The sequence below is a fragment of the Brevibacterium permense genome, from assembly GCF_025506275.1.
Lineage (GTDB): Bacteria > Actinomycetota > Actinomycetes > Actinomycetales > Brevibacteriaceae > Brevibacterium > Brevibacterium permense_A.
In genome coordinates this window covers 151,194-170,118 of record NZ_QYCP01000093.1, presented here as the reverse complement: position 1 = coordinate 170,118, position 18,925 = coordinate 151,194, and the positions used below count along the sequence as shown (strand labels likewise).

Genomic DNA, 18,925 nt, shown 5'->3' with positions numbered 1-18,925 from the left:
GCGTAAACCGAACCGGCGAGTCCGCGGCTGAGGCGGCGAGTCCGCGGCTGTGGCGGCGAAGGCCGAAGCGGCTTAAATCGAGTCCTCGAGTCGGCCGTTCCCGCTCTCTCCCGATCGCCCGTGTTCTGCCCCTGTGGGGATCCCGATCACAACCGGTTCCGCAGGTCCGCAGCATCCGGCTGTGTCTGATGCGTCCGATGCGTCGGCGGTGTCGGGCAAGTCGACAGAACCAGGCTTGTCGGCCGGCGCATCACACGAAGATCCGGCGTCGGTCGAACACACCCCGGTCTCCGGCAAGACGAGCTCGACTCGGTCGGCTGCTTCCTGATCCCCAGCGATCGCTGCGACTACAGAACGGACTTGCTCATAGCCGGTGTACATGAGGAACGTCGGGGCGCGCCCATAGGACTTCATGCCCACAATGTAGAAATTTGGCTCCGGATGCCCGAGCTCTCGAGCACCGTGGGGCGCGACAGTTCCGCAGCTGTGATATTCGGGATCGATGAGCTGACCCAACTGTCGTGGAGCTTCGACTACTGGGTCGAGGTCGAGTCGGATCTCACGCAGGAATCCGAGGTCGGGCCGGAAGCCAGTGGCGGGGACAACCCTGTCAGCGTGAAGTATCACCGACTCGCCGCCACTATCCGCAGCTATGGTGCCACGACCGTCGGCGGCGAACCCGGTGATCGTCGTGGAGGCATGCACTTCAATGGCTCCGTCTTCGACAAGACGGCGAAGTCGCGCCCCGAGTGCACCGCGAGCCGGCAGACCGTCTTGGTCCTCTCCGCCGTAGACGGATGCCGGGTCGGCACGCCTGAGTACCCAGTCGATTCGCGTGCCCGGCACCTCCGCACGCAGATCTGCCAGAGCCAAGAGCGTGTTCGCCGCCGAGTGGCCTCCGCCGACGACAAGGGTCCGCTGTCCGACGAACTGCTCACGGTCACGACCGGTCACATCGGGCAGAGGCGAGGTGACGAACCCGCTGCGACGAGCCTCGACTTCGCCGGTCGCTGCGAGTCCGGACTGTCCGAGCGGGTTCGGGCTCGCCCATGTCCCCGAAGCGTCGATAACTGCCCTGACTTGGAAATCCGCCGATGTTCCATCTGAGCTCTGAGTGCGAACAAGGAAGGGAGTCGATTCGCGCTGCGCGGTGCCCGTCCGATCCATTCCGACTCGACTCACCGCAACAACACGGGTATCGAAGAGGACGGAATCTCGGAGTTCAGCTGTCTCAACAAGTGGCTTGAGGTAGTCACGGATGAGCTCGGCACCGGTGGGAAGGCGGTCACCGTCGGGATCCTGCCAGTCGGTGGGAGCCAGCATATTGCGCGCCGCCTCGTCGATGTTGTACTTCCACGGAGAGAACAACCCGATATGACCCCACTCGGTCACTGCCGCCGCAACGGTGGATCCCGCCTCGAGGACGAGCGGTCGGATCCCGCGTCGGACGAGCTGGGCCGCGGCCGCGAGCCCGACAGGACCGGAACCGATCACGGCGACCGGGAGATCTGCGAGCGCGATGTCAGTCAATCGGTGCCTCCTCGGCAGCTGGGCGCGAAGGGGCATTCGCAGATGTGTTCTTCGTCCCTGCTTCGGGGGCGAGCTCGACAATGAGGGCTTCGACTCGGGTCCTGATCTCGTCACGAATTCGGCGCACAGATTCCAGGCCCTGACCTGCGGGATCATCTAGAACCCAGTCTTCGTATCGTTTTCCGGGGAAGATCGGACAGGTGTCGCCGCAGCCCATGGTGATCACGACGTCGGAGGTGCGCACGGTGTCGACGTCGAGGAAAGTGGGACTGCTGCGTGTGATGTCGATGTCGAGCTCTCTCATCACATCGACGGCGACGAGGTTGAGCGCCTCGGCGGGTTCGCTGCCTGCGGACCGCACTTCGATGTGCTCTCCGGCCAGGTCCCGGAGGAATCCGGCGGCCATCTGGGATCTGCCGGCGTTGTGCACACAGACGAAGAGGACGCTCGGCTTAGGCGTTGGTGTGAGACTCATACTCGATTCGCTCCTTGAACAGCGATTGAGGGGAAGAGGCGGGGGCGCGCCCACAGTGCGACGTAGACGAGGGCAACGAGGATGGGCACCTCGATGAGCGGACCGACCACTCCGGCGAGCGCCTGTCCCGAGGCGACGCCGTACGTCCCGATCGCCACTGCGATGGCGAGTTCGAAGTTATTGCCGGCAGCGGTGAATGCCAGAGTCGTCGTCTTCTCATAACCCAGGTTCAGTGCCTTGCCGATGACCAGCCCGGCGGCGAAGACGACGACGAAGTAGACGAGCAGCGGCAAGGCGATGCGGGCGACGTTGCCCGGGTGAGAGGTGATTTCGTCACCCTGGAAGGCGAAGAGCACGACGATGGTGAAGAGCAGTCCGTACAGCGCCCACGGCCCGATCTTGGGGAGGAACCGATCTTCGTACCACAGACGTCCTTTCGTCATCTCTCCCACCGTTCGAGTGAGGAAGCCGGCGAGAAGCGGGATCCCGAGGAAGACGAGGACGCTCGCGGTGATCGCCCAGAAGGAGAAATCGCTGGTCGTCGTCGGCAGTCCCAGCAGGCTCGGAAGCCACTGGAGGTAGAACCAGCCGAGGAGCCCGAATGCGAGAACCTGGAAAACCGAGTTGATGGCCACGAGCACGACGGCGGCCTCACGGTCACCGCAGGCCAGATCGTTCCAGATGAGGACCATGGCAATGCATCTAGCAAGCCCGACGATGATGAGTCCGGTGCGATATTCGGGCAGATCGGGAAGGAATAGCCATGCGAGCACGAACATGAATGCCGGTGCGGCCAACCAATTGATGACCAAGGAGGTGATCATGAGCTTCTTGTCTGCCAGCACGTGTCCGGTTTCGCTGTATCGGACCTTGGCGAGCACCGGAAACATCATCACCAGCAGGCCGATGCCGATCGGCAGGGACACGTCTGCGACCTTGACCGCGTCCAGAGTCTCGGCGACGCCAGGCACGAGTCTGCCCAACACCAGACCCAGGGCCATGGCACCGATGATCCACAGCGGCAGAAATCGATCCAGAATCGACATCTTCGCCGCCACAGGCGAATCGGTGCCGGCGGGCGCAGTGGAATGCATTGTCTCCCTCGAGGTCCTGATCGTCTCGGCGCCGCGATCACATGCTGACGCATTGAAGTTTATCGATACGATAGGACCACGATACATCGACAAGTGTCAATATCTGGGCATAATGGATGAGTGACCACACAACCCGTACCCTTCCCGACACAGGCGGACGACTGCTGCCCGTCGCTGACCGTCTCGCCGTTGAGCCTCGATGATGCGCAGGACTTCGCGCGCATCCTCAAGGCAGTGGCTGACCCGACCAGACTGCGTCTGGTCTCCCTCGTCGCTGCGCACGAACAGCAGGAAGCATGCGTCTGCGATCTCACCGAACCCGTCGGTCTCGGCCAGCCGACCGTCTCCCACCACCTGAGGCTCCTCGTCGACGCCGGGGTCCTGCACCGTGAGAAGCGCGGAGTCTGGTCGTACTATTCGCTCGAGGCGGACACTTTGAACCGCCTGTCAGCGTTCCTCTCCCCCAAATGAGGACTCGGCTCCCCTGTTGACGGCTCTGTTCCCCAGTTGACGGCTCTGTTCCCCTGTTGACGGCTCTGTTCCCCTGTTTGAGGGCCCGGCGACAAGACGGGCAGCGCGACCAACCCGCCTGTACTTCACATATGCATCCGCACCCCCTTCACCACCCGATCAACACCATTCTTCGCACCACGCAGAGCCACCCCGACGAGGTTGAGTTCCGCGGCCGGAACAGCGGCGACGGCAGCCCGGTTGGCCGCATCATGGCCGGTGGAGAACAATTCCTCTGTGTAGACGGCGGTCGGGATTCCGCGCCCCACCGCCTTCGTCCGGATCGAAGCGAGCTTCGCCCGATCCGCTGTCATCACCATCACCGGCTGGCGCAGCATCGGCAGGTACTCGTTGGCGTCGGCGTCCCGGTAGCTTTCCCCGACCAGTCCCTCGTCGCTCGGGGCGATTCCGGACACGAGGAAGGCGGTGACGTTGAGTTCCTGCCATGCCTTCAAGTCATCGCGGAGGACGACGACGACCTTCGTATCGAACCGGACGGGCGTACTCGGTTCGACAGTCGGCGCGATTCCATCGTCAGACGTTGACAGCACGACCTCCTCGGTGGCGGGATCACTCGCAGTCGCCTCGGTCGACGATTCGGTGTCAGTCTGATCTGGGGAATTCGTGTTCTCATGCATGGTCCCAGCTTCACCGACCCCGCTCACCGCGGTCTTGTACATTTGTTGCATGGTCGACGTCATCCGCGCCTGGCATCCTCAGGTTCCGCAGATCCAGGAGGTATTCCACGTCCGTTTCGACCATCATGCCTACCCCGCGCACACGCATGATTCATGGACGGTCCTGCTCATCGACGAAGGCGCCGTGACCTATGACCTCGATCGCCACGATCACCTTGCCACTCCGACCGCGGTGACGCTGTTGCCGCCCCAGGTGCCCCACGACGGCCGCTCGGCGTCGTCGGAGAAGGGGTTCCGCAAACGAGTGCTCTACCTCGAGCCCGAATGGCTGCCGGAGTCCGCCGTCGATGCCGCGGCGGATTCGCCCACCCTGCTGGGCACCGATGCCCTGACTGCGGTCAACGACATCCACGCCGCCCTGGCCGATCCGGCCGATGCCCTCGCCGCCGAGTGCGGGGTCCTCGCACTCCGCGAGTTCGCGCTCTCACGACTCACCCCGATCGGTGTGCTCACCTCGGATGCGCCGCTCGCCAGGCGTCTGCGCGATCTGCTCGATGATCGCCTCCTCGAATCGTTCACCATCGCCGAGGCGGCCACCGAACTCGGCGCTCACCGCAGCCATCTGGTGCGAGTGTTTACGTCCGCGTTCGGAATCGCGCCCCACCGGTACGTCATCGGCCGCCGCGTCGACCGCGCCCGCAGACTTCTCCTGGCCGGTCGCTCCCCCACCGAGGCAGCCGCGGCGTCAGGGTTCCACGATCAGGCCCACCTCACCCGCCATTTCCGGTCGACTCTTGGTACGACCCCCGGCATATTCTCCAAATGGTAGAGGGCGGAGCCGATATCGATTCGGCTCCGCCCTCTGTTCGGATCAGATACGAGACTGCATCACAGCATGCCGGTCTTCCGTCGCCGCGATACGAGGATAGCGGCGATTCCGCCCCCAACGAGAAGTACGCCGAGGAGGCTGAACGTCATCGCTCCAGCGGCGCCTGTCCTCGGCAGATGAGAGCCGTCGCTGCCGGAGTCGGTCCCACCACTGGGGCTCCCTCCGGTGTCGCTCGCGGATCCATCTGCTGAAGTGTTTCCGGACTTCGACGTGCTTGACGCAGCGCTGTCCGCGTTCGAGTTCGTCGCAGACGAGTCATCAGCCTCTGGATCAGCTGCGGCCGAGTCGTCAGCACCCGGATCAGTTGCCGCGTCAGCACCGGGGTCGGTCGATGCCTTGGCATCGGCGTCCGTCGCTGCCGTATCCTGGCCGTCCGGATCGGCAGTGGCGTCTACGTCAACATCTTTTGACCCCTCGTCCTTGCCGTCTGGGTCAGTCGAAGCATCGTCACCACCGTCAAGATCGGTCGAGGCCTCGGCATCTGACTCCTTCGATGCTTCGGATCCCGCATTCGCGTCAGGCGACGGGTCCGGGTCAGACGCCGTGTCCGGGTCAGTCGACGCGTCCGGGTCAGACGACCCGTCCAGGTCAGCGCCTGCATCAGGATCAGTGGAAGCATCCGGATCACTGGAAGCGTCAGGATCAGACGATGCATCTGCATCAGGCGACCCGTCCAGGTCAGCGTCCGCATCAGGATCAGTGGAAGCATCCGCGTCTGAACCCGGATCTGCAGAGGCTTCGCCGTCCGGATCGGCACCGACTCCGACATCCTTCTTGTTGACGATGTCTGAGAACGCCGCGTCCCGCTTCTCATCGGTGATCGTCACGGTCTGCGTCTCGTCCGTGAGCACATATCCCTCGGGAGCGCTGGTCTCCGTGATGGTGTAGTCACCCCAGGCCAAGTCGGTCACTTCGAACTGCCCGGCCCGCTCGTCGGCGTCGAGCTCGCCGTTGTCGGCCACGACGAAGTCCTCGCCGTCCGGACCCGTCAGTGTGAATTCCGCACCGGCGAGCACTTTGCCGTCCTCGTCGACCTTCTTCCAGCTCAGTGCTCCGGGAATCTGCTCGTTGACGATCCGGCAGGTGATGATCGCGTTCGTGTCGACAGTCTCGGTCAATTCGAATCCGTCGGCGATGTTTCTGGTACCGACGTCGCGTCCATCTGCGGTGCAGAGCGCGTTTGAACCAGACTGCTGCTGCAGTCGGTAGCCTTCCTGCTGCTTCTCCGAGGCTCGCGCGCCTTCGGCCGGGGTCGTCAGTTTGAAGCTCACCGTCCCGGCCGCATCGGTGGTCTTCTCGACTCCGTCCACTGAATCCGGGGACGAGATCGTCCAGCCCTCGCCTGGGTATTTCGCGGTGTTCTTCGCGTGCTTACCGGCCCCAGGGTCGATGAGTTTGGTGACGTTGAGAGTTCCTCGGCAGCTCTTCGTGGCGATCTCACGGAGCTGTTCGGCCAATTCTGAGTAGTCAGAGACTACATAATAGTCGTCTCCTGAGATCTGGCCCGAGACCAGCTTGATGTTGCCCTCGTTGATCTCGCTGCCTACCCCCAAACCGACGACCTTGGTACCCTGCGATTTCAATGAATTCGCCGATTCGATGGCTTTGTCGATATCGATCTGATCGGTTCGCGTACCGCGGTCGGTATTGCCCCGTTCGGACCCTGGCACCCCGTATGCCGTGGGCTTGCCGTCGGTGACGAACAGCACCAAGTCATGGTTTGTGCCGTCCAGCTGCCCGAGTCCGCGGTCCCAGTTCGTGCCTCCCGAATCCTGTGGAACCCGCCGAAGCGCGTCGATCTGCTCATTGAGTTCGTCCACTGAGTCCGAGGTTGCGACAGACGTGCTGTTGATCGGCGCGTTGGTGCCGTCGGGCCCGAAAGTCGCAAACGAGTTGACAGAAACTCTGCTGGGAGTGCCCGAGAGGCCGCTGGCGACAGATTTGGCGGCCGACTTCGAATCGTCGACCTCCCGATCAGTCAGGGAATTCGACAGATCGAGGACAACCCCGATATCGAGGCCGCATTTGTCGGCCAAAGAGGGGTTCGGCAAGGGTTCTGCCGCGGCCTGTGCCGGCGCGACGGATGCACCGAGGAAGGCGAACGAAGCAAGAACGGACGATGCGAGGATCGCGGCTCCGTGCCTCGTGAGAGGGTGTCGCTTCAGAGACAAGGGTTGGCTCCTTCAGAATAGCCGCCACCTGCACATTCGACGAATGTCAGGCAAGCGGACGCACTTACTATGGGGTTGTGAGGCGACCCTGCAGCCACGTGGTTCTGCAGGTTGTGAGGCGACCCTGCAGCCACGTGGTTCTGCAGGGTCGCCTCGGGCGAGTCCGGGACTCGGAGGGGACCCGAATCGGCTGTTGTCCAACTGCCGGCTCGGGCTCGGAGCGATCGTGGGTCTTGACCTCTCCATAGACTGAGACCTGCGCACAGAGGCTTTCGTTCGCGAGTTCCAGAAGTTTTTCTCCGCGACACTGCAGACAGGACCCCGGCGATGAGGCATCACTGCCCCCTCGGCAGACATTTCGAGCTCATATCACCGGGTTTCGCATGTTTGGGAAGCCGAGAATTTCTCATGTAGAGTTTCAGCACTCCCCAGAACTACCCCGAACTGTTTCCCGAATCACAGTTGAGGTCCCCATGCAGATTCAGCGCAGACTTCCGTGCATCTTCACCGAGGCGATGAGCCGATGACCGAAGCGTGGTCATCGTCGACCGATAGTTCCCGCTCCCCTTTCGGACTGCCGCGCCCGGGCAACGAACTCAGCGACTCCGTCCTCTGCGCCCGCATCCGTCGACACCGCCCCGAATCGGCAGCTGCACGGGCGGCCTACGGTGAGCTATATGCCCGACATCGGCTGCCCGCACTGCATTTCGCACTGCGCCTCAACCGAAATCGTGCACAAGCAGAAGATGCCGTCGCCGAGGCATTCGCCAAGATCTGGCGCGCTTGGGGGCACGGGAAAGGACCCGATGAGTCCTTCAAGGCGTACCTCATGGCTGCTGTGCGCTCCGAATCATACCGGCGCACGGCGATGGTCCGTGCGACGACGATCGTCGAACCCGAAGTGCTGACGTTCCTTGCAGACGGCGAACCGGGCGATCACGCCGCCGAGGTGGCTGAGCGAGATCAGCTGGGCCGTGCCTTCAAAACTCTCCCCGACGCCTGGCAGAGCGCACTCATCCTCATCGACATCGATGGGACATCGACCGCTGATGCGGCCGCGACGATGGAACTGTCATCGAATTCCTTCAGTTCGCTCCTGCGTCGCGCACGAGAGGGACTGCGGGCCGCCTATCTGCAAGAACACGTCGAACCCAGCGACCCCGAATGTGCGGAGTACTCCTCTGCGCTTGCGCGGTTCGTGCGTCAGCAGCTGGGCCCGAAACGGGCCGAAGCGATCGAGGCTCATCTCAGTCGCTGCAGTCACTGCCGCCGTCAGTCCTTTAAGCTCCGCAGCATCAACGCGACATTCCAGGCATGGATCACGCCGGCGGCTCTCGCAGCCGCGCTCATCGAATGTGGCCATTTCCCGGAAGCAGCTGTGCTGCTGACGGGAGCAGGGACGGCGACCGTCGGGCCCGCTGGGCAGCCGGGCACGGTCGCCGCCGAGCCGGACTCAAGTGCGGCAGCCGCAGTTTCGAAGAGCAGCACGGGCACTGCGTCTGCGGGCAGCTCCGGAGGCAGCACCGCCGGAATCGCGGCCGGAGCGTCGGTGGTCAAGGTTGCGATCGCAGGCATCGCTGCCAGCGCCGCCATTGCGGCCGGTGCCGCCGCACTTGTGAATCTTCAGAACGAGCCTGCCCCGCAGCCTGCCGCTGCGGCAGAGACCTCCTCGGCGCCAGCTGACCCACCGAAGACGACGCCTTCTTCAACCCCTCCACCGCACACTGCTGTGCCGGACGGAAGCGATGAGAGAGGTGAGAGTTCGAACGAACGCGAGCAAAACGCCGCTGAGAGCTCCCCTTCACGCGAGGAGGACCGGTCGCGCGCCCCTCGGAGCACCCCTCAAGCGCCGACCCCGGCGAAGGAGACCCAGCCCCCTTCCTCGTCCGACCGGCAGCAGCCGAGGGACGATGACGAAAAGCAGGAACCCGCTGAGGTTCCGCCTACGGAACCGGATGAGTCCTCGTCCGAAACGGCGCCAGAAACTGCCGACCCCACACCGACCGAGGAGCCGACGGACTCGCGCGAGCCCAGCCCCGAGCCGAGCAGTACTCCTTCGGCCCCATCAGAACCGAGTTCCGACTCCTCATCGGATTCGTCGGAAGGCTCTGACGATGCGGCGGCGAGCAGCGACGCGGGTTCCTCGACCGCGCCCAGCGAACCGGATGCGGGGGTCGACTCGGCCTCAGACGCCGACGCTTCGACTGCAGCAGATGCTTCTGGCGCCTCAGATGCAGATGGAGAAGACCCTGACGAAGGCCCCCACTGTCACGTCGTCGGCTGGTGGGAGTTCTGCCACTGATCCTCCGTTGAAGACGGAGAGCTCGGACTGTTCGCGGTGGATCGATCGATCGGTCCGGCGACTCTGACAACTAGCCAGCGAGTCGTCCGCCTCTCTGCAGATGATTGCCACGCAGTCACCTCTGCTGAGCGCGGTTGGCGTGGGCCACAGCCTCGGCACGACTGCGCACGCCGAGTTTGCGGTAGAGCGCGGACAAGCGGTTCTTCAGCGTTCCCGACACCACTCCGAACTCACGGGCGATCTGCGCGATCGACTTCGATGAGTCGATCGCGAACAGCAGCGACTGTTCGGCCGGGGTGAGATCGGTCTGGAAATCCGGGGACACTGGAGAAGTCTCCGGCAGCTCGAGCAGACGCTTCTGCAACACGGCCGCCGTGAGCTCTGCAGAATTGAACGACCGCGCCACGGCCACCCACTCGGAACAATCGGCCGAAGCGGGAATGAGCGCCTCTCGAGCAGATTTCGACAACTGAGTGACGGCAAGCACCGATGCCGTGATCGCGCAGTAGTCGAGCATGTCGACGAAGGCTTCCAGCGCCTCGGCGGAACGGCCCTCATGGTGGAGCATGTCGGCACGCAGAGCCATGGCGCAGCTCTTGAGCCTGGGTCCCTCGTCGCCGGCCAACGACTGCCCCGTGGCGGTCCACAGCGAATCGTGCTGCCCGAAGACGAAGGCCTGACGCGCCTTGACGACCGAGTACCCCGGACTCTGCGGACTCATCCGCTCGGCCAAGTCCTGCAGGGCCTTCCCCTCGCCCGCAGCGGCCAGCACGAAGCCGACGATGTTGACGATGGCCGAGAACCGTGCACTCGGGACTCCTGTCGTCGGCATAAGTTGAACCTGAGGACTCTCCACCAGCAGCTTCGCCGCGGCCGAAGCTCGCCCTTCATACACAAAGCACAGGCTTCTCAGCACGTGCGGAATAGGCCCCAGGAATTGGGTGGGCTTCGCCTGGTCGATTGCGATGAGGATCTGTCCAGCCGTATCGAGGTCGAGACGGTCCAGACTGCGCGTCAATTCGATGCACAGGGCCGTAAATTCGTCCGGCAGCGCGGCCATTCCGAATCTGCGAGCGTCCTCACGTGCCCGTGCCAGGTTGCGGTCCATGTCGGATCCGTGCCCGTGCCCCATCCCAGCCAGGGCGGTCTCCACGAGTCCCGCGAGCAGCGGGTGCGGCGAGTTCGGGGCGTAGATCTCGGCGAACTGGACGACCCGTTGGAGCACGCACATCGCTTCGGGGAAGCGACCAGCCACGACCAGATTCCGCCCGTGCTCGAGGTTGAGTTCTGCCTGCAGCATCAGCGTGGGTCCGGGCTCTCCCGGGCTGAGGTGGCGCAGACGTTCTCGTCCCACCTCGATGACGTTCAACGCGGCTTCGTTCTCCCGGTTGAGCCGGTGCGTCCGCGCTTCGAGCATGGTCACCACGGCCACCTCGTCGGCGGTGAGTCGACGTTCGGACTCGGCAGACAGGAGTCCGTGCATCTCAGGCAGTACGATGCTGGAGAAGTCGGTGGCCGAGAGCAGTGTCGGCATATCGTCGGTGCCCAGGCGCGTGCGGGTCGAGTCGATGCGACGGGCAGCACTGCGAGCGAGGGTGAGGATCGGGTTCTGCGCCACCACCTCCTCGGGGACGCTGAGGTAGGCCTCGATGGCGCTGGGCACATCGATGAAGACGTTGACCGAACGGCGCGCCCATGCCCGTACGAGCACATGCCAATCACGAAGTTCGAGGACGAGTTCGACGACCTCGGTCAGACCTTCGCGCCTGTCCGAACGCTGCCGGCCGATGGAATCGGAGACCGCCGCTCCGAGAGCCTCGCGCGGACTCTTCTCGGCAAGGTTCGTGTCGACAGAGGTGACTCGACGCATGAGTGCGCGGATGAGGTCCGGAACCGTGAACACCGCATCGGTGTCGGCGGACGCGGTGATCAGGCCCTCTGCGGTCAGCAGCGAGGTGAGCTCCTCGGGCCTGGCTGAGGTCGCCACCTCTGCGGCGGCGAAGGCGGCGTGGACCAGATCGACCATGCTCGGGGTGATCTGCGGTGCCCAAGCGAAGAGGGCGAGCAGATAGAGCGCGGCAGATTCGCGGGAGCCTGCGCCGACGGTCGGAGTCAGTTCCGGGGACAGCATTGCAACGGTCCGATCCGGGTCGGTGTCGCCCGCAGGCAGTCCCGCTTCGACTCGCGCCCGGACGAGGGAGGCGGCGATGCGGGTGTGGCCGCCGCTCGCGCGGAAGATCCGCTCCAGCTCGGACTCGGAGAGCATGCTGCGCAGTTCGAGCGCCGACGCGAATTCCTGCGCCGAGGCGGCTCGCGGTCCGAAATATGAGTCGAAGACCGATGATCGCCCGTCGGAAACCAACGGCTGTTCTGATGCTGATCGGACCGTCGACGAAAGGTTGACGTCATCGGCTGGCTTGTTCGGTTGAGGGGACACTGATGGGGAGCTTTCGTTCTGACTCGACTCATGTCGAGGTGCAGCCGGGGAAGCTGCTGGGTGATGAGGGGGGCGTTCACGAGTATGACAGAGAATCGCGCGTCATCAACTCCCGTGAACCTGATACTTTCCTCAGAGCCGCACAGCTCGGTGTGCACTTCCGGTCGACATCCCCTGCAGAAGCGGAGAGCCCCGACAAGCGAATACGATGAGCAGTTCACTCAGTCCGAGGCCGACTACGCGATCGAGAACCTCAACAACTGACGAACGCCAGCCGACTGCTCGAAGGCGGGTGAAGGAAGAGATTCCTTCGCCCGCCTTCGTCCGTGTGGCTCGTGGGAAACAACGGTCAGCTCACACCCACCGATACTCGTACTCCGGCCGCCCCGGAGTCCCGTGCCGGGGCTGCTTGATCGCCTGCTTCGTCGAGACGAGATGCTCGAGATAACGGCGGACGGTGACCCTGGACAGATCAAGCCGACGCCCCACCTCGGTGGCGGAGACCGGAACCGTGGAATCGCGGACGAACGCGGACACGGCTTCCAGGGTCTCGGCGATGAGCCCCTTCGGCAGAGTCGTCGACGATACCGAACGCAGGGCTGAGAGCGCATTGTCCACCGAAGCCTGAGTCGCCAACGACCCCGCCCCGGCGAGTCCGCGCCGAAACTCCCGCTGGTTCTCCAACTTTTCCCGGAACGACGCGAAGGTGAAGGGCTTGATGAGGTACTGCGTGATGCCCGACGAGATCGCCGACCGGATGACCTGCAGATGCCGCACCGCCGTGATCGCGATGATGTCGACGTCCTGACCGCGCGAGTTCAGCCGCCCTGCGACCTCGAGACCGTGCGAATCCGTGAGGTTCATGTCGAGTAAGACGATGTCGACCGGCGTGCCCGCCGCGGCGAGTTCGTCGAAGCGTTCGATCGCCTCATGCCCGCCCAGGCACGTTCCGACGACCTCGAAACCGGGCACCCGGGCCACGAAGTCCGCATGCGCCTGCGCCGTCATCGGATCGTCCTCGACGATGAGCACCCGCAGCGCGGCATCATCGCTCACGTGAGTCTCCTTCCGCCCGATCCTGGCTCGAATCCTCGCCGTCGGTCGTGTGGTTCTCCGAAGAATCGTAGTCGCCGGCCGCGTCGATGTCCCCCAGTGGAAGCGTCACGGTGAAGATCGCACCGCCATCGGAATCGACATCGATATGTCCGCCGAGGCGGCTCACCGCCTGCCGGACCAAGACGAGCCCGAATCCGTGCCGTCCGTCTCCCCCGACCGCGGGTTTCGCCGAGGCGCCGAGGTGGAAGAGCGCATCGATGTCCTCCCCCGCAACTCCGGCACCGGAATCGGCGATAGTGATGATGAGCTCCCCGTCAGCGGCGACGAAGTCCGCCCACACGTGCTTCTCTTCCGCGTCCGCGACCGCGTCGAAGGCATTGTCGAGGAGGTTGCCGGCGACGGTGACGAGGTCGCGGGCATCGAGTCGTTCGGGAGGGAGCTCACCGGCAGCGGTGACGGTGAGTTCGATTCCGCGCTCGTGGGCCTGCGCGGCCTTGCCGATCATGAGTGCGGTGATGAACGGTTCGTCGAGGGAGGCCACGAAGGAATCCGTCAGCCGCTGCGACTCCTGCTCATCCTTGACCGCGAAATCCAACGCCTCCTGCACCCGACCCAGCTCGATGAGCGTGGAGACCGTATGCAAACGGTTAGCATGCTCATGGGTCTGGGCGCGCAGGGCCTCGGACAGGGTCGTCATCGTCGCCAACTCCCCGGTGAGCTCCTGGATGTCCGTGCGGTCACGCAGGGTCGCGACGGTTCCGCCTTCGTCCCTCCCGCCGCGCGGCTGCCGGGCCTGCTTCTGGCTGATGACGAGGACACGATCCTCGGTGAAGTGGATTTCGTCGACGGCCACCCGACCGGTCGCCAGAAGATCACGAACAGATTCGGGCAGGGCCACCTCGGCGAGGGAGATCGGCGTCGATTCCTCGACCGTGGGCAGGCCGAGCAGGGACGCGGCCTCGTCGTTGTAGAGGACGAGCCGACCGGTTTCGTCGGCGAGGATGAGGCCTTCGCGCAGGGAATGCAGGGCCGAATCGTAGAACGCGAACAGCCGGCGCAGCTCCTCGGGACCATAGCCGAGGGTGACTCGGCGCAGGTAGCGGGCGAGCAGCCACGAGCCGAGCCCGCCGAGAGCGAGCGCGGCGAGGCCGACGAGGATGATCTGCGGCAGGGAGGCTGCCTGAGCCACGGACAGGGTCTCGAGTGTCACGCCGACGGCGACCATGGCGGTGACCTCGCCGTCGGCGTCCGTGATCGGCACGATCGCGCGAACCGACGGTCCGAGCGTGCCCACGTATTCCTCGGTCTGGGTCTGCCCGGCGCGGGCTTTCGCCGTGGACCCGAGGTAGGTCTTGCCCAGCTGTTCGGGGTCGGGGTGGGTGTAGCGGGTACCGTCGCGGTCCATGATCGTCACGAAATCCACCTCGGCGAAATCGATGACGGTCAGCGCATAGGGCTGCAATCGTGCGGAGGGATCGTCCCCGATCACAGCCTCGGTGACAAAGGGATCGTGGGCCAAGGTCTCAGCGATGGACAGGACCCGCTCGCCGGTGGCGTGCCGGATGTTGTTCAGCGTCGTCACGTAGCTCGTCACCGACAGGGCGGTGCAGACGAGGACGATGAGGACGAGCTGAACGAGGAAGAGACGCCTGGCCAGGGGTCCGCCTCGGCGAGCCCGGAACCGTTCCCGGCCCCGCCGTAGTGGGACCGGGAGGGACGTCATTACTTCTTAACGCTCTTCTTTTTCTTCTTGCTGCCGCCGGAGATGAGGAGGGCCAGGCCGATTGCAGCCAGCCAGGTGTCCTTGGCCACAGCGGTGCCGTCCTCGGACGGACGGATGCCGTCGTCCTTGGTCATCGAATCGATGGAGAAGTAGTTCGCGACGAGGCCGGCGGCGAAGGTCGTCAGTGCGGCACCGGCGATGCGGGTGGGCACGAACGGCAGCAGCAGGGCGGAGCCGACGGCGATCTCTCCGTAGGACAGGAACTTCCCGAACTGGGCAGGGGTCATGTTCTCGACCATGGGCACACCGTTGGCGGCCATCTGCTGGAGGCCGGCGGCGGATTCCTCATCGAGGCCGAGCTTGCCGATGCCCGAGTTGAGAATGAAAGCGCCGGGGACTGCGCGCAGGAGTGCGGTGCTGATCTTCACGAACGTGCTCCTTCTTCAGGTGTGACCATTGGTGTGTCCTTACTCCTCCACATTAGCCGTCAACTGTGTCTGTGAACACTATGAACGCAACCGAGACACCGATCACACCGGCTGGCACAGTTGTCGGGTACATCACCACCGCGGCCAGTCGTCGCGCGCGTTCGCACCCACCGACGGGTGAGTTCGCGAACATCATTTGGAGGAAACATGGCAACGTCGCCACAGCAGCAAGGCGGGTCCGCGAATGCGGGCAACGCCACCGCAGCGGCCACCGCTCAGGACACCCCGCAGCGGAAGAAGGATCGCACTCACTGGCTCTACATCATGGTCATCGTCGCCGTGTTCGCCGGTGCGGCCATCGGGCTCGTCGCCCCGGATGCGGGAATCGCCCTCGAACCCCTGGGCAAGGCCTTCGTGGCGCTCATCAAGATGATCATCGCCCCGGTCATCTTCTGCACCATCGTCCTCGGCGTCGGCTCCGTGGCGAAGGCCGCGACCGTCGGCAAGGTCGGCGGACTCGCGCTCATCTACTTCCTCGTCATGGCGACCTTCGCCCTGGTCATCGGCCTCGTCGTCGGCAACTTCATCCACCCCGGCGACGGACTCCACCTCCAGCCGTATGAAGAGGCCTCCGGCGGTGAGGAAGGCGGCATGGTCGCCTTCCTCATGAGCCTCATCCCCGGTGACATCCCGGTTCTGCCGACACTCGTGCTCGCGCTCCTCGTCGGTTTCGCCCTGCAGTCGATGGGCAAGGCCGGCGAGCCCGTGCTCAACGGCATCAAGCACATCCAGGCCGTGGTCTTCAGGCTCATGATGATGATCATGTGGGCCGCTCCCGTCGGTGCCTTCGGTGCGATCGCTGCGGTCGTCGGCAAGACGGGCTGGGCTGCGATCGGAGCGATGGCGACCCTCATGGGCGCCTTCTACCTCACCTGTGCCCTTTTCATCGTCATCGTCCTCGGCGGACTGCTCAAGATCGTCACCGGGCTGAACATCTTCCTGCTGCTGAAGTACCTGGCTCGTGAGTTCCTGCTCATCTTCTCCACTTCGTCGTCGGAGTCGGCTCTGCCGCGTCTGATCGCGAAGATGGAGCACGCCGGTGTTTCGAAGCCCGTCGTCGGAATCACCGTGCCCACCGGCTACTCGTTCAACCTGGACGGCACCGCCATCTACCTGACCATGGCCTCGCTGTTCGTGTCCTCGGCCATGGGCATGCCGATGTCGGTCCCCGAGCAGATCTCGCTGCTCGTGTTCATGATCATCGCCTCGAAGGGCGCCGCCGGAGTCACCGGTGCCGGCCTGGCCACCCTGGCCGCCGGTCTGCAGTCGCACCGCCCCGAGCTGCTCGACGGCATGGGCGTCATCGTCGGCATCGACAAGTTCATGTCCGAGTGCCGTGCCCTGACGAACTTCACCGGCAATGCCGTGGCCACCCTGCTCATCGGCAAGTGGACGAACGAGATCGACCTCGACCAGGCCCGCGCCACCTTCTCGGGTGAGAGTCCCTTCGACGAGCTCTCGCTCGAACCGGATGCGCACGGTGCGTCGACCAGCGCCGAGGCGGCTCGCCCCGCTGAAGGCGAAAAGGTCGCCGTGAACTGACCTTTCGGCTGCTCCGGCACGACAATCACCACGGGTGCCGATGTCCTCATCGTGAGGACGTCGGCACCCGTGGTGTTCTCGACGACGCGCAGATTCCGCGGAAGGGGGCGACCATCGCCAGCTCAAGCAAGTAGCTGGAATCATCGATTTCGGAGACTCCGGCGGCCGGCCTGATCGTCGATCAGCAGACTGCACTTGCCGCACAGAACTGCCTTCATGCGGGCGAAGCAATATGCACTTTCGGCACTGGTGCAATCCTATCGGCCCAGACCGGGTCGGTCGGCAAGTCCTCTCCCGTGCTCGAGGGACTGGTGAATACGAATGCCGTATAACGGGTACGCCCCGGACGTTGTGGAGCGGGTCAGGCGGTTATGGACGGAAGGGTTCGTGTTCGAACGCCGGCAAGGCCGGAGGAAGTAGCACAGCAGCTTCCAGCTTCAATCCCGCACGACTATCGCCATCAGATCGGCGTCGATTCGTATCCGTCCTCGTCATCAACCTCTACAACGATGGCTTGATCGGCAACATCACCCACATCTGCTTCGCGAATTGCGCCCATGCGAGGCTCAGTGTCTTCGTTACCGTCATCGTCGATATGCGCTGCAACGTCGATGAGCTGTTCGCTCCAGTCCGGCTCAGGAACCTCGACGCCGGGCTGCGCTTCATTCGTCATCATTGCATCCTCCTCAATTCGTACCGAAGCGAGGTGTTCTCATCCTGGAGATCGAGAATGATTCCGATGCTAGCGAGATTCGCGCCAACGTCAACCAGTTCGCGCACACGCCGCAGACGAGCAATATCCGCGCGACTGAACCGTCGCGTCCCACCTTCACTCCGAGCAGGAGTCACCAGCCCACGAGCCTCGTATTGCCGCAACGACTGCACACCAACACCGGTCAACTCCGCAACATGCGAAATCGAGAACAAGCGCCCACCAGACGCCGCACTCGTCATCTCCTCATCTCCCAAAATTCTTCCTAACTGAGTATTGACATTCGCATTCGGATCGACTAATTAATATGTCCATCAGATGATGTAGATCATATCATCTGCACGAATCCACCATCCAGCAAAGGAGGTTTCACCAATGATCATGATGCGCACTGACCCATTCCGAGAAGTCGAACGCCTGAGCAGAGAAATCTTCGGAGCCACCGGCACAACTGCCCGACCGGTGATGATGCCCATGGACGCCTGGCGCGACGGCGATACTTTCCGCGTCGAACTCGACCTACCGGGAATCAATCCTGACGACATCGACCTCGACGTGGAGAACAACGTCGTCACCGTCAAAGCTGAACGGCCCGCCCTCGACCATGGGGAGTCTTCAGTCGCGGCAGAACGGCCCCGCGGGACCTTCAGCCGTCAGCTCGTCCTCGGCGACAACCTCGATACCAGCACCATCACGGCGAACTACGACGCCGGCGTACTAACGCTCAGCATCCCGGTAGCGGAATCAGCGAAACCCCGCAGGATCGCTATCAACTCGGGCTCTGCTGAACCGGCAGCCATCAGCGCCTGACAACAACTGGTGGTGTGTTGCCATGCAGACGTGTGCACCAGACGCTCAGCTGGGTATCGATGCTGCGTTCTGGGCGATCGTTTTCAGCGACCGCGAACTGCGGGACCTCGACACAAGTCACCACACAGGTGATGGACCGCAGGCCGTGAGTCATTGCAGGTGCCGGGTTGTCAGGCACTCCGAATCGCGGCAGCTGTTCCGGTCGCCCGGCCTCTCAGCAACCCAGGTCATCGCCCACCGAATCCTCGCTTGTCAGCGTTCTCCTCCCCGGCTCAAAGGCGCTGACATCATCGTTGAAAGGAGGTGAGACGTTTCCACACCCAGGTTGAGATATGCAGCCGTGTGGTCGCGCCCGCAAGTCTTTCTACCAGTGTGCTCGACGCAAGATGCGCGGCAGTGACGTCACAATGACGATGAAATGATGCGGGCCCGCCCACGGCTTCCCCTTCTGGCCCCGGGGCGTCCCCCCCCGGGGCCAGACCATGTTCGGTTGAGATGAGAGATGAGGAGACCGTGTTGGTTAGCTTCTTGGAGAAACTGTTGCTTGT

General features: G+C 63.7%; 17 protein-coding genes. 6 read left to right on the top strand and 11 right to left on the bottom strand.

Annotation, left to right across the window (positions count from 1 at the left end; genetic code table 11):
• Positions 1 to 72: 72 nt before the first annotated feature.
• From D3I60_RS14840 to arsB, 3 genes are read right to left on the bottom strand one after another with little or no spacing between them, the layout of a single operon-like run.
• Positions 73 to 1,530, bottom strand: a complete 1,458-nt coding sequence (locus D3I60_RS14840; protein WP_262777081.1) for an NAD(P)-binding domain-containing protein — start codon at positions 1,528 to 1,530, stop codon at positions 73 to 75.
• Positions 1,523 to 2,005, bottom strand: a complete 483-nt coding sequence (locus tag D3I60_RS14835) for an arsenate reductase ArsC (RefSeq protein WP_262777079.1) — start codon at positions 2,003 to 2,005, stop codon at positions 1,523 to 1,525. The genes D3I60_RS14840 and D3I60_RS14835 overlap by 8 nt, the downstream gene beginning before the upstream one ends.
• On the bottom strand, positions 2,002 to 3,099 hold the full coding sequence (gene arsB / locus D3I60_RS14830; RefSeq protein WP_262777077.1) for an ACR3 family arsenite efflux transporter: 1,098 nt from the start codon (positions 3,097 to 3,099) through the stop codon (positions 2,002 to 2,004). The genes D3I60_RS14835 and arsB overlap by 4 nt, the downstream gene beginning before the upstream one ends.
• 120 nt (positions 3,100 to 3,219) lie before the next feature.
• Between arsB and D3I60_RS14825 the strand changes: the two genes are divergently transcribed.
• Positions 3,220 to 3,570, top strand: coding sequence for an ArsR/SmtB family transcription factor (locus D3I60_RS14825; RefSeq protein ID WP_440588580.1), 351 nt, complete (start codon positions 3,220 to 3,222; stop codon positions 3,568 to 3,570).
• A gap of 125 nt (positions 3,571 to 3,695) precedes the next feature.
• Here the strand turns inward: D3I60_RS14825 and D3I60_RS14820 are convergent, their stop codons facing one another.
• Entirely contained in the window at positions 3,696 to 4,289 is a 594-nt protein-coding gene (locus D3I60_RS14820; RefSeq protein ID WP_262777075.1) for a DUF2000 family protein, read from the bottom strand.
• Between the two features lie 7 nt (positions 4,290 to 4,296).
• On the opposite strand from D3I60_RS14820, the gene D3I60_RS14815 reads away from it, so the two are divergent.
• Positions 4,297 to 5,076, top strand: a complete 780-nt coding sequence (locus D3I60_RS14815; RefSeq protein ID WP_262777073.1) for an AraC family transcriptional regulator — start codon at positions 4,297 to 4,299, stop codon at positions 5,074 to 5,076.
• 59 nt (positions 5,077 to 5,135) lie between these two features.
• Here D3I60_RS14815 and D3I60_RS14810 read toward each other — a convergent pair whose 3' ends face one another.
• A complete protein-coding gene (locus D3I60_RS14810) occupies positions 5,136 to 7,307 on the bottom strand; it encodes a SpaA isopeptide-forming pilin-related protein (RefSeq protein ID WP_262777072.1) in 2,172 nt (723 codons plus the stop codon).
• Positions 7,308 to 7,830: 523 nt separating this feature from the next.
• On the opposite strand from D3I60_RS14810, the gene D3I60_RS14805 reads away from it, so the two are divergent.
• The gene (locus tag D3I60_RS14805; RefSeq protein ID WP_062860790.1) at positions 7,831 to 9,609 is read left to right on the top strand and encodes a sigma-70 family RNA polymerase sigma factor; all 1,779 of its coding nucleotides are present in this window, start codon (positions 7,831 to 7,833) and stop codon (positions 9,607 to 9,609) included.
• Positions 9,610 to 9,724: 115 nt separating this feature from the next.
• Here D3I60_RS14805 and D3I60_RS19205 read toward each other — a convergent pair whose 3' ends face one another.
• Positions 9,725 to 12,046, bottom strand: coding sequence for a helix-turn-helix transcriptional regulator (locus D3I60_RS19205; protein ID WP_262777070.1), 2,322 nt, complete (start codon positions 12,044 to 12,046; stop codon positions 9,725 to 9,727).
• 30 nt (positions 12,047 to 12,076) lie between these two features.
• On the opposite strand from D3I60_RS19205, the gene D3I60_RS19375 reads away from it, so the two are divergent.
• Positions 12,077 to 12,310, top strand: coding sequence for an Ltp family lipoprotein (locus tag D3I60_RS19375; RefSeq protein ID WP_369415292.1), 234 nt, complete (start codon positions 12,077 to 12,079; stop codon positions 12,308 to 12,310).
• 90 nt (positions 12,311 to 12,400) lie between these two features.
• On the opposite strand, the gene D3I60_RS14795 is transcribed toward D3I60_RS19375, so the two are convergent.
• From D3I60_RS14795 to D3I60_RS14785, 3 genes are read right to left on the bottom strand one after another with little or no spacing between them, the layout of a single operon-like run.
• On the bottom strand, positions 12,401 to 13,102 hold the full coding sequence (locus D3I60_RS14795; protein WP_262777068.1) for a response regulator: 702 nt from the start codon (positions 13,100 to 13,102) through the stop codon (positions 12,401 to 12,403).
• Positions 13,092 to 14,825, bottom strand: coding sequence for a sensor histidine kinase (locus D3I60_RS14790; RefSeq protein ID WP_262777066.1), 1,734 nt, complete (start codon positions 14,823 to 14,825; stop codon positions 13,092 to 13,094). The genes D3I60_RS14795 and D3I60_RS14790 overlap by 11 nt, the downstream gene beginning before the upstream one ends.
• Positions 14,825 to 15,253 (bottom strand): hypothetical protein, encoded by a 429-nt coding sequence (locus D3I60_RS14785; protein WP_262777064.1) that lies wholly within the window; start codon positions 15,251 to 15,253, stop codon positions 14,825 to 14,827. The genes D3I60_RS14790 and D3I60_RS14785 overlap by 1 nt, the downstream gene beginning before the upstream one ends.
• A 207-nt stretch (positions 15,254 to 15,460) precedes the next feature.
• On the opposite strand from D3I60_RS14785, the gene D3I60_RS14780 reads away from it, so the two are divergent.
• On the top strand, positions 15,461 to 16,855 hold the full coding sequence (locus D3I60_RS14780) for a cation:dicarboxylate symporter family transporter (protein WP_440588579.1): 1,395 nt from the start codon (positions 15,461 to 15,463) through the stop codon (positions 16,853 to 16,855).
• A gap of 460 nt (positions 16,856 to 17,315) precedes the next feature.
• Here D3I60_RS14780 and D3I60_RS14775 read toward each other — a convergent pair whose 3' ends face one another.
• Positions 17,316 to 17,531 carry a hypothetical protein gene (locus tag D3I60_RS14775; RefSeq protein WP_262777063.1) on the bottom strand — a complete coding sequence of 72 codons (216 nt, stop codon included), beginning with the start codon at positions 17,529 to 17,531 and terminating at the stop codon, positions 17,316 to 17,318.
• On the bottom strand, positions 17,528 to 17,809 hold the full coding sequence (locus D3I60_RS14770; RefSeq protein WP_262777238.1) for a MerR family transcriptional regulator: 282 nt from the start codon (positions 17,807 to 17,809) through the stop codon (positions 17,528 to 17,530). The genes D3I60_RS14775 and D3I60_RS14770 overlap by 4 nt, the downstream gene beginning before the upstream one ends.
• A gap of 136 nt (positions 17,810 to 17,945) precedes the next feature.
• Between D3I60_RS14770 and D3I60_RS14765 the strand changes: the two genes are divergently transcribed.
• Positions 17,946 to 18,377: an Hsp20/alpha crystallin family protein gene (locus D3I60_RS14765; RefSeq protein WP_262777237.1), complete on the top strand. Its 432-nt coding sequence runs from the start codon at positions 17,946 to 17,948 to the stop codon at positions 18,375 to 18,377.
• Positions 18,378 to 18,925 lie beyond the last annotated feature (548 nt).